Source organism: Phenylobacterium sp. (genome assembly GCF_020253645.1).
Classification (GTDB): Bacteria; Pseudomonadota; Alphaproteobacteria; order Caulobacterales; family Caulobacteraceae; genus Phenylobacterium.
In genome coordinates this window covers 1-10,047 of record NZ_JADCBG010000208.1, presented here as the reverse complement: position 1 = coordinate 10,047, position 10,047 = coordinate 1, and the positions used below count along the sequence as shown (strand labels likewise).

Annotated in this window: 9 protein-coding genes, 1 tRNA gene and 1 pseudogene; 8 read left to right on the top strand and 3 right to left on the bottom strand. The window is 66.8% G+C overall.

What is annotated here, in order from left to right; translation table 11 throughout:
* Both INE98_RS13760 and INE98_RS13755 read left to right on the top strand, forming a co-directional pair.
* Positions 1-363 (top strand): annotated as a pseudogene (locus tag INE98_RS13760) (tRNA 2-selenouridine(34) synthase MnmH); the annotation flags it as partial.
* 340 nt (positions 364-703) lie between these two features.
* Positions 704-1,222 carry a hypothetical protein gene (locus INE98_RS13755; protein ID WP_293539640.1) on the top strand — a complete coding sequence of 173 codons (519 nt, stop codon included), beginning with the start codon at positions 704-706 and terminating at the stop codon, positions 1,220-1,222.
* Between the two features lie 487 nt (positions 1,223-1,709).
* Here INE98_RS13755 and INE98_RS13750 read toward each other — a convergent pair.
* Together INE98_RS13750 and cpdR are read right to left on the bottom strand one after the other, a co-directional pair.
* Positions 1,710-1,784, bottom strand: a tRNA-Val gene (locus INE98_RS13750).
* Between the two features lie 93 nt (positions 1,785-1,877).
* Entirely contained in the window at positions 1,878-2,234 is a 357-nt protein-coding gene (gene cpdR, locus INE98_RS13745; protein WP_293539638.1) for a cell cycle two-component system response regulator CpdR, read from the bottom strand.
* A 107-nt stretch (positions 2,235-2,341) separates the two neighbouring features.
* Here cpdR and INE98_RS13740 point away from each other — a divergent pair, with 107 nt between their 5' ends.
* The 3 genes from INE98_RS13740 (at position 2,342) to INE98_RS13730 (ending at position 6,574) form a co-directional block, all read left to right on the top strand.
* Positions 2,342-3,184: an N-formylglutamate amidohydrolase gene (locus INE98_RS13740; RefSeq protein WP_293539642.1), complete on the top strand. Its 843-nt coding sequence runs from the start codon at positions 2,342-2,344 to the stop codon at positions 3,182-3,184.
* A 356-nt stretch (positions 3,185-3,540) separates the two neighbouring features.
* Positions 3,541-5,373: a translational GTPase TypA gene (typA, locus tag INE98_RS13735; RefSeq protein WP_293539636.1), complete on the top strand. Its 1,833-nt coding sequence runs from the start codon at positions 3,541-3,543 to the stop codon at positions 5,371-5,373.
* Positions 5,374-5,401: 28 nt separating this feature from the next.
* A complete protein-coding gene (locus tag INE98_RS13730; protein WP_293539634.1) occupies positions 5,402-6,574 on the top strand; it encodes an aminotransferase in 1,173 nt (390 codons plus the stop codon).
* Between the two features lie 4 nt (positions 6,575-6,578).
* Here INE98_RS13730 and INE98_RS13725 read toward each other — a convergent pair whose 3' ends face one another.
* On the bottom strand, positions 6,579-7,343 hold the full coding sequence (locus tag INE98_RS13725) for an SDR family oxidoreductase (RefSeq protein WP_110449095.1): 765 nt from the start codon (positions 7,341-7,343) through the stop codon (positions 6,579-6,581).
* A 204-nt stretch (positions 7,344-7,547) separates the two neighbouring features.
* Here INE98_RS13725 and INE98_RS13720 point away from each other — a divergent pair, with 204 nt between their 5' ends.
* From INE98_RS13720 to INE98_RS13710, 3 genes are read left to right on the top strand one after another with little or no spacing between them, the layout of a single operon-like run.
* Positions 7,548-8,156 carry an ATP-dependent Clp protease proteolytic subunit gene (locus INE98_RS13720; protein WP_293526977.1) on the top strand — a complete coding sequence of 203 codons (609 nt, stop codon included), beginning with the start codon at positions 7,548-7,550 and terminating at the stop codon, positions 8,154-8,156.
* A 28-nt stretch (positions 8,157-8,184) separates the two neighbouring features.
* Positions 8,185-8,973, top strand: coding sequence for an alpha/beta fold hydrolase (locus INE98_RS13715; RefSeq protein WP_293539629.1), 789 nt, complete (start codon positions 8,185-8,187; stop codon positions 8,971-8,973).
* Between the two features lie 16 nt (positions 8,974-8,989).
* A complete protein-coding gene (locus INE98_RS13710) occupies positions 8,990-9,742 on the top strand; it encodes a nucleotidyltransferase domain-containing protein (protein ID WP_293539627.1) in 753 nt (250 codons plus the stop codon).
* Positions 9,743-10,047: the final 305 nt, after the last annotated feature.

Here is a 10,047-nt window from a genome sequence, read left to right as displayed (position 1 = left end):
GTCTGGACCGCCATGTCACAGGCCCCCTCGATCCGCTTGGAAGCCGCCCCCGAGGCCCGCGCCGCCTACCTCGCCGGGGTCTACGCCGGGACTGCCGGGGACGTGGAGGCCCTCATGACCCTCCTCTCCCGCCTGCCCAGCAAGCCTGGTGCCCGGCGACTGGCCGAATGGCGGGCCCTCCTGGAGGCTGGTGACCTGGAGCCCGTGGCCCTCGGCCTCGTCGAGACCCACTACGATCGCGCCTACCGCCGATCTTCCCGCCAGCACGAGCGCCCGGAGCTCGGCCGCATCGATCTCGCCACCGTCACCGGCCCGGACCTCGACCGCGCCGCCGAGGCGGTGGCGGCCATCTTTCGGCAATAGAGGCGTTCAGAGAAGCGAGGGCGCCCCAGAGCGCCGATCAACGCCCAGAGGCCCCGGCCGAATGTCGCCCTGTGACGGCACGCCGTTCCGCCCTCAATCGCGGCGGTCACACGATCGTGCAAATCTACGGAAAGCGCCTTGCTCATTCATGCCAGCATCCGCCCCCAGCATGAAGGTTGAATCAGAACCCGGGCCCCTTGGGAATCCCCAGAGATTCAATCAGATCGCAAAGAGCTCTAGATTTTTCTCGATTTTTCATCGATAATATGCGGGATTAAGAATTGGCAGTTTATCTTACAGAGCTGAAACTCTTCATATTTATGTAAAGAGGATTGAGGTGGTGATGGCGAGAATTTTTGCGACTGAATATCTGCAGTTTTTTGCAGCACTTTTTCTAGCTTTATATCCCTTCGAAAGGGCAATTGCATTCCCTGAGCCTGAGAAGGCTCAATTGGTCGCAGATAGGCTTTCTGTCATATCGAGAGAAAATGACAAAAGGATAAATACTCTCTCAAATATTTATCCAACCAATCAAAATCCAGAGTCTATGGAGGCGGTTTGTATTTCTACTATTACGGGGGTTATGGGTGAGACAAACAAATGGATATCAAATCTCATTAAATCGATTGAAGATAGAAAAATTAATACAAATCAACAGAATTCATCATATTCAGATAAAATGCTGAAAGATCAAGTTAAAGAAACGTCAATCGTAATGAATACATCTGGTTTGATGCTAAACACAACAAGAAATATCTGCTCAGGTATTGACGATTTTGAGAAAGTTCAGCCGATTATTAAATCTATGATGGACGATCTATTCGAAATAAAGTCTGATTTACTGATAAAGTTAAAATAGCAAACTTCGAGGATGGATCAGGGTTGCCGCGAGGAACCATACCAGGGTGCCCGCGCCGATTACAGCCCCGGGATTCGCGTTCAGTGCGGCGCTCGACGCCAAAGGCAAGTGCCGCGATAGCGTCAGTTTCGTCGCGTCTGAGAAGTGTAAGGCGACTGCTCCCATCTCGCAGGACCATTGCCGTGACATCCCGACCAAGAAGTTCGCCAGCTATGGCGCGCCGAACACGGAGCCCGTGCCGAAATAGCAGGCCCCCTTACGGATCAGGGAGCGATAGAACCCGCTGAGACGCCGCCGATCGGACTGAGTTGGGTGTCTTGCCCGTTCCTTCCGGAGACGCCCGGTGAGACTTTCTCGGCGCGTAACGGTCCTTGCCTTCGCACTGCTGATCGGCTGTGGTCCCTCAGCCGATAAGCGGACTGATGTCAGATACGATCCGTAGGGGCCAACCGCGTTGGGCCCTAAGAACTCGTAACACAAAGAAAAATGGTGGACGTGACAGGGATCGAACCTGTGACCCCCTCGATGTCAACGAGGTGCTCTACCGCTGAGCTACACGTCCGGGGTCAGCCTCCCGGGCGGGAAGCGGAGGCGGGGATATACCGGCGAGGCGGGCCGGGCGCAAGCGGCGAGACCCTCTCGGGCTCAGCGACCCTCAGGCCGCCAGCATCCGGTCGACCTCGTCCACGAGATCTCTCAGGTGGACCGGCTTGGACAGCACGCGAGCCCCCGGAGGGGCTGTCTCCTCGGCCTTCAGCGCCACGGCGGCGAAGCCGGTGATGAACATGATCCGCAGGCCCGGATGCCGCTCAGCGGCCAGGCGGGCCAGCTCTATACCGTCCATGCCCGGCATGACGATGTCGGTCAGCAGCAGGTCCCAGTCCCGGTCGATGTGCTCGGCCGCCGCCTCGCCATCGGCGCAGGCCTCAACCTCATGACCGGCCCGCTGCAGGGCGCGCGAGAGAAAGCCGCGCAGGGAGTCGTCGTCTTCGGCAAAGAGGATGCGGGGCATGGGTCGTCCTGGGGCGGCCTGAGCGTGCTTCACCTGAAGCCGGTTTGACCGGGAGATGCAAGAGAGGCTCATATGGCGCCATGAGCCTGTCCTCCGCGAACCCGCAGATGTCCACAGCCTTCGACATCCGCTGGCCGGGCGGCGAGGCCTCGGCGCCGCCGACTCCCCTGGTCTTCGCTTCGCCCCACTCGGGCCGGCTGTATCCGGAGGACATGAACCCGGCCCTCGATTCCCTGCGCATCCGCCGCAGCGAAGACGCCCGGGTGGATGACCTCATCGACCAGGCCCCCGCCCTTGGCGCGCCGGTCATCCGCGCCCTGACCGCCCGGGCCTACCTGGATGTGAACCGGGACCCCGGGGAGCTGGATCCCCGCCTCTTCCGCGAGGCCCTTCCGGCCGGGGCCCGCGCCCTCTCGCCACGGGTGGCGGCCGGACTGGGCGTTGTGGCTCGGGTCGCCTCGGGCGGAGCGGAGATCTACGACCGGCGACTTAGCCTGGAAGAGGGCTTGGCGCGGATCGCCCGGGTGCACCAGCCTTACCATGACGCCCTGTCCCGTCTGCTGTCTCGAGCCCGGGCGACCCATGGCTTGGCCGTTCTGATCGACTGGCACTCCATGCCCCAGTCCGCGGCGCCCGGGGTGGATTTCGTGCTGGGCGACCGGTACGGCGCGGCCTGTAGCCCCGCCCTGACGGCGGCGGTGGAGCGACTGCTGGGGGAGGCCGGATACCGGACCGCCCGCAACGCCCCCTTCGCCGGGGGCTACACCACGGAGCACTATGGCCGCCCCGACAGCCGGACCCATGCCCTGCAGGTCGAGATCAACCGGGGCCTGTACCTGGACGAAATGCGGCTGGAGACCACCGCCGGGTTCGGCCGCCTCCGCGAGACCCTGGGCAAGCTGATCGCACGATTGGCGGAGACCGACTGGCGCCCCCTGCTGCGGTCCTGAAATCGGACCGTCTCCCAGCCGACCGGCGAGCGCGCAAAAAAAAGCCGCGCCGGTGAGGGCGCGGCAGTTCATTAGGGAGGAAACGCCCAGGAAGGGCAGAAGCGTCAGCGACGCCTCACGAGAAGCAAGTTAGATTGCAGCGCACCAAAGTTCAAGGGCATACGATTGCATTTTCCAGCCCGCGAAGATGAAAAAAAGGAAATGATCCTCACAACCTTCGCGGATTTGAAACAAATGTGCGCCTATGCTATGTTGCAACGCACAAAAAGCGCCTTCCGCAGACGGAACTGTCCGGGGCGTCTGGCGCTGGGGCGCGGAACCCCCTACAAGCGCGCGCTTCCACAGATAAGAACGTCATGCAGCTTCGCAACATCGCCATCATCGCCCACGTCGACCACGGCAAGACCACCCTGGTCGACCAGCTCCTCGCCCAGTCCGGCGCCTTCCGGGCGAACGAGGCGACGGTCGAGCGCGCCATGGACTCCAACGACCAGGAGCGGGAGCGGGGGATCACCATCCTCGCCAAGTGCACCAGCGTCCTCTGGTCTGGCGAGGCGGGCGAGACCCGCATCAACATCATCGACACCCCCGGCCACGCCGACTTCGGCGGCGAGGTGGAGCGGATCCTCGGCATGGTGGACGGCTGCGTCCTGCTGGTGGACGCCGAGGAAGGGGTCATGCCCCAGACCAAGTTCGTCCTCGGCAAGGCCCTCAAGATGGGCCTGCGCCCCATCCTGTGCCTGAACAAGGTGGACCGGCCGCACGCTGACCCCGACCGGGTGCTGAATGACGCCTTCGACCTGTTCGCGGCCCTCGGGGCGACGGACGAGCAGCTCGACTTCCCGCACATCTACGCCTCGGGCAAGAATGGCTGGGCCACCCTCGACATGGCCAGGCCCAACACCGACCTCGCGCCCCTGTTCGACCTCATCGTGCGCCATGTCCCGGCGCCGGCGGCCAGCCAGCGCACCGAGGAGCCCTTCCGCATCCTCTCGGTCCTGATCGAGAACGACCCCTTCCTGGGCCGCCTCCTGACCGGCCGGATCGACTCCGGCAAGGCGGTTCCCGGCCTCGCCATCAAGGCCCTGTCCCGGGACGGGCAGGAGATCGAGCGCGGCCGCATCACCAAGGTGCTGGCCTTCCGGGGCCTCAAGCGCCAGCCGATCGACGACGCCGAGGCCGGAGACATCGTCGCCATCGCCGGACTGACCAAGGCCACCGTGGCCGACACCCTCTGCGCCCTGGAGGTCACCGAGGCCCTGCCGGCCCAGCCGATCGACCCGCCCACCATCTCCATGACCGTCTCGGTCAATGACAGCCCCCTGGCGGGCCGGGAGGGCGACAAGGTCCAGAGCCGGGTCATTCGCGACCGCCTGCTGAAGGAAGCCCAGTCCAACGTCGCCATCCGGGTGACCGAGTCCGCCGACAAGGACGCCTTCGAGGTCGCCGGCCGCGGCGAGCTCCAGCTGGGCGTGCTCATCGAGGGCATGCGCCGCGAGGGCTTCGAGCTGTCCATCAGCCGCCCCCGGGTGGTCTTCCAGGCCGACCCCGAGACCGGCGAGCGGCTGGAGCCCATCGAGGAAGTGGTGATCGACGTGGACGACGAGTTCACCGGCATCGTCATCGAGAAGCTGTCGGCCCGGAAGGCCGAGCTGAAGGACATGGGCCCTTCGGGCGCCGGCAAGACCCGCATCACCCTGATGGCCCCCTCGCGCTCCCTGATCGGCTACCAGGGCGAATTCCTCACCGACACCCGGGGCTCCGGCGTGCTGAACCGGGTCTTCTCGCACTACGACGGCTACAAGGGTCCCATCGACGCCGGCCGCAAGGGCGTGCTGGTCTCCAACTCCGACGGCGAGACGGCGGCCTACGCCCTGTGGAACCTCGAGGATCGGGGCATCATGTTCGTCGGTGGTGGCGAGAAGACCTACCAGGGCATGATCATCGGCGAGAACTCCCGGGCCGACGACCTGGACGTCAACCCGATGAAGGCCAAGCAGCTGACCAACGTCCGCGCCTCCGGCAAGGACGAGGCCGTGCGCCTGACGCCGCCCCGCCGCATGACCCTCGAGCAGGCCATCGCCTACATCGAGGATGACGAACTGGTGGAAGTCACGCCAAAGTCCATCCGCCTGCGCAAGCAGGTGCTCAATCCGAGCTTCCGCAAGAAGCGCGCCCGGGTCGACTGAGACCCCGGCGACCGCCGGGAGGACGTCCATGGTGCATCCGCTCTACGCGGCCATGCCGCCGACGGTGTTCGACGAGATGTCGGGGCTGGCCCGCGCCCACGGCGCCTTGAACCTCGGCCAGGGCTTTCCGGATGATCCCGGGCCCGAAGCCCTGCGCCGGGCGGCGGCCGAGGCGGTTCTCGATGGGTACAACCAGTATCCGCCCTCCCGCGGCCTGCCGGAGCTGCGCCGGGCCGTGGCCGCCCACTACGCCCGGACCCAGGGGCTGGAATTCGATCCCGATGCGCAGGTCACCGTCACCTCCGGGGCCACCGAGGCCCTGGCGGCCGCCATCCTGGCCCTGGTCGAGCCGGGGGACGAGGTCGTCCTCTTCCAGCCGGCCTATGACGCCTACGCCCCCCTGGTGCGCCGAGCCGGGGGCGTCCCGCGCTTCGTGACCCTTTCGCCCCCCGACTGGCGCTGGACCGCCGCCCAGCTGGAGGACGCCTTCACGCCGCGCACCCGGGCGGTGATCCTGAACTCGCCGGTGAACCCCACCGGGGTCGTGGTCCCCCGCGAGGACCTCGAGCTTCTCGCCGCCGCCTGCCGGGCCCGAAGCGTCCCGGTGATCTGCGACGAGGTCTGGGAGCACCTGGTCTTCGACGGCGCCGTCCATGCACCCCTCATCGCCCTGCCCGGCATGGCGGACCTGGCGGTCAAGATCGGCTCGGCGGGCAAGATGTTCGGCCTGACGGGCTGGAAGGTGGGCTTCCTCTGCGCCGGCCCGGTCCTGTCTCCGGCCCTGGCCCGCGCCCACCAGTTCCTGACCTTCACCACGCCGCCCAACCTGCAGGCCGCCGTGGCCTTCGGACTGGAGACGCCGGGGGACTGGTTCGAGGCCATGCCCGCCCGCATGCAGGCCAGCCGCGACCGCCTGGCCGAAGCCCTGCGGCGCGAGGGGTTCGCCGTGGCCAGGTCCCAGGGCACCTATTTCCTCACCGTAGACCTGCCCGACTCCGGCGTGGCCGAGGCTGACAGGGCCTTCGCACTCAGGGCGGTGACGCAGGCCGGCGTCGCCGCCATCCCCGTCTCGGCCTTCTACGAAACCGAGGCGGTCACACGGGTCCTGCGCCTGTGCTTCGCCAAGGCCGACGACGTGCTGGACGAGGCCGCGACCCGGCTGGCCCGGGCTCGCGACCTCTCCCTCAGCGCGGGGGCCTGAGGACTCAGCTCGTCGAGCCGCCGTCCACCACCACGGTCTGGCCGGTCATCCAGCCGCCCGCCTTCGAGGCCAGGAAGACCGCCGCCCCGGCGATGTCGTCGGGCTCGCCCAGCCGGCGCAGGGGCGTGCCCGCAGAGGACCGGACCTCGGCCTCCGGGGTGTCCCACAGGGCGCGGGCGAAGTCGGTCTTCACCAGGCCGGGCGCGATGCAGTTGATGCGGATGTTGTGGGGGCTCAGCTCCTGGGCGAGGTTGCGGGCCATCTGCATGTCCGCCGCCTTGGAGATGGCGTAGGCGCCGATCACCGCCGTGCCGCGGAAGCCGCCGATGGACGAGACGATGATGATCGCCCCGTCCTTGCGCTCGACCATCTCCGGCGAGACCAGGTTCACCAGCCAGTTGTTGGCGATGATGTTGTTCTCGAGGATCTTGCGGAAGGCGTCGTCACTGATGCCGCTCATCGGCCCGTAATAGGGGTTGGAGGCGGCGTTGCAGACCAGGATGTCCACCTTGCCGAAGGCCTTGCGGGTCTCGTCCACCAGGCGGGCCAGGTCGTCCTTGGACGAGATGTTGGCGGGCACGGCGATGGCCGAGCCGGGCCAGCGGGCGTTGATCGCCGCGGCGACCTCGTCGCAGGGGCCGGCCTTGCGCGAGGAGATGACCACCTTGGCGCCGTGTTCGGCCATGCGCTCGGCGATGGCCTTGCCAATGCCGCGCGACGAGCCGGTGATGATCGCCACCTTGCCGGTCAGATCGAAAAGTTCGCCCATGGGTTTCCTCCGCCTTCGGGTCCTGTTTCGGCGGCCATTTGCCGCCCCGCGCACCGCAGGGTCAAGCCGCCCGGCTTGTCGTCGGGGGCCGGGCGGGCTAGTCGGAGGGGAGCGGCGGATTTTTCCGGCCGCGGGGCGGACGCCCCCTTGCGCCGGGCGGCGCGGGGGCACAGCTTCCGCCCCTTGACCGATGGAGTGGTTCCCATGCGCGACTGGCGGCTTGATGACGAGGAAGAGGGCGATGGGCCGAAGCCCGATGCAGCGGCCGCCGCGGGCGGACCGGTCGCCAGCGCCCTTTTCAAGTCGCGCACCGTCCTCGTCTTCGGCGAGGTCAACATGCGCATGGCCGAGCGGGTCACCGCCCAGCTCCTGGCCCTGGCGGCCGAGGGCGACGGCGACATCCGCGTCATCATCAACTCGCCTGGCGGACACGTCGAAAGCGGCGACACCATCCACGACGTCATGCGGTTCTGCGGCCCGAAGGTGAAGGCCATCGGCACCGGATGGGTGGCCAGCGCCGGAGTGACCATCTTCCTCGGCGCCGAGCGCGAGAACCGGGTCTGCCTGCCCAACACCCGCTTCCTCCTGCACCAGCCGAGCGGCGGCGTCCGCGGCCAGGCCTCCGACATCCAGATCGAGGCCGAGGAGATCGTGAAGATGCGCCAGCGCATGAACCACCTCATCGCCAGGGAGAGCGGCCAGACCTTCGAGAAGATCCTCAAGGACACCCAGCGCAACTTCTGGATGAGCGCCGAGGAAGGCGTGGCCTACGGCCTGGCCTCGCGCATCGTCTCGAGCGCCATCGAGGTCTGAGGCGGACGGCGGGGGAGGGAAGCAGGCCATGGCGACCTTTACCTCCGACGGCCTTGAAATCGCCTACGACGCCCGCGAGCCGGCGGCCGGCGCCCCCTGGCTGATCCTCGTCCACGGCTTCGCCTCCAACCGCCACGAGGGCTGGCGGCGGACCGGCTGGTATGCGGCCCTGGAGCGGCGCGGCATGGGCTTCGCCGCCCTCGACCAGCGCGGCCATGGCGAGAGCGCCAAGCCCCACGACCCGGCCCTCTATGGCCGCGCGGCGATGGCGCAGGACGTCCTCGCCCTCATGGACCACCTGGGCGCGGACCGGGTCGACCTCTTCGGCTATTCCATGGGGTCGCGCACGGCCCTGGAAGTCGCACTCACCGCCCCCGACCGGGTCTCCAACCTGATCCTCGGCGGCGTCGGCGACGCCCTCTTCACCCCGCGCGAGACCGCCTCCACCGGCGCCATGGCCGCCGCCATGCGGGCGGCGGACCCGGAGACCCTCACCGAGCCCATGCTGCGCAGCTTCCGCCAGTTCGCCGACGAGCAGGGCGAGGACCTCGAGGCCCTGGCCGCCTGCACCGAGGCGACCAACCCACCCCTCGATCCGGCGGTGCTGGGAACCCTGCCCATGCCCGTCCGCGTCATCGCCGGGATGCAGGACCGCCTGGCGGGCGACCCGGAGGCCCTGGCCGCCCGCTTCGCCTCCGGAAAGGGCGTGGTCCTGCCCGGCTGCGACCACTTCTCCGCCATCCCCCACGGCCTGACCAAGGCCGCCGTCTTCGACTTCCTCGACGGGCTGGATGAAGAGGACCCCTGGGGGCGGTGAGGGTCGGCAGGGCGAGATGACTGTGCCAACGGGACTTGACGCTCTTGCCCTTGAAGACCGGCATCGCAGCGCCCTCGAACAGGCCCTGGCCTGGCTACCAGAGGTGGCGCCGCCCATCGGCGTCCTGGTGTCTGGCAGCATCGTACGGGGCAATCCTCACCCTGCCAGCGACCTTGATATTGTTGTCCTGCACGACGCGCCCTGGCGGCGCAGGTTTCAGAGATGGTTCAACGGAACCCCGGTCGAGATCTTCTTCAATTCTGAGGCCTGGCTGAGACACAGCCTCGCCAAGGAGATCGCCCAAGGCCGCCCGGTCATGGCTCACATGCTCGCCACAGGGGCGACCCTGCTGGACACTGAGGATCGGCTCGCCGCCCTGCGGAAGGAAGCCTTGACGATTCTGGAGAAAGGTCCGGGCTTTTCACCCGACGCCCTGCTTCGAGACCGATACGCCGCCGCGACCCAGGTCGAAGACGCCCTCGATTTCCACGATGAAGACACCGCCGACGCCAGACAGGTTCGAGCCCTGGCGGTGGCCGCCCTTGTGCGCCACGCCTTTCTCAAAGAAAACCAGTTCCTCCCCCGTCCAAAGGAGAGGCTGCAGGTTCTGGCGCAGTCACAGCCGGAGTTGGCCAGGCGCCTCTCCGCAGCCCTCCAGCTTCCGCATTCGGAAGCCCTGACGGCCCTCAGAGAGGCCTCTGAGAGCCTTATCGGCGGGGCCGGATTCTTCGAGTGGGACTCCGGACCGGAGACGAACCTTCCGCTCTGAGATTGGCGGGTGAACTCACAGGCGCTGGGCCCCACGCCGGTGGGAATGACAGGGGGTAAGCTGACAGGCGGTCAACAGTCCCTCAGCAGACCCCCTCCGCCCCGCTGCGCGGGCCACCTCCCCCTCAAGAGGTGGAGGAGTTACAAAGCCTTAATTGCTCCCCCTCCCAGGGGGAGCTGTCGGCGAAGCCGACTGAGCAACCATGTTTCATGCCGGCATGGCTTGGACCCAGGGCTGGCCTCTCTGGAGGACGAGGTTGGCGGCTTCGATGAGCTTTCGCATGACGGCGACGGTGACGACCTTGG